At 67.7% G+C, this 350-nt stretch carries 1 protein-coding gene; it reads left to right on the top strand.

The genetic code is table 11. The features are described from left to right. Nucleotides 1-350 (top strand): AAA family ATPase (locus tag D9V41_RS16965; RefSeq protein ID WP_166376117.1); only part of this gene is annotated, 350 nt, incomplete at both ends.

Here is a 350-nt window from a genome sequence, read left to right as displayed (position 1 = left end):
CGCGGACTTCCTGTTCGACGATGAGCGGGCGATCGTCCGCATCGACATGAGCGAGTACGGCGAGAAGCACAGCGTCTCGCGCCTCGTCGGCGCCCCTCCGGGCTACGTGGGCTACGACGAGGGCGGTCAGTTGACCGAGGCCGTCCGGCGCCGTCCGTACTCGGTCGTGCTGCTGGATGAGGTGGAGAAGGCGCACCCCGAGGTCTTCGACATCCTCCTGCAGGTGCTCGACGACGGACGCCTCACGGACGGTCAGGGGCGCACGGTCGACTTCCGCAACGTGATCCTCATCCTCACGTCGAACCTCGGGTCGCAGTTCCTCGTGGACCCGACGCTCGACGACGCGGCCA

Source organism: Aeromicrobium phragmitis, assembly GCF_003674095.1.
Taxonomy (GTDB): Bacteria; Actinomycetota; Actinomycetes; order Propionibacteriales; family Nocardioidaceae; genus Aeromicrobium; species Aeromicrobium phragmitis.
Note: the sequence above shows the minus strand (reverse complement) of the source record. Positions and strands in the feature narration are given on the sequence as shown.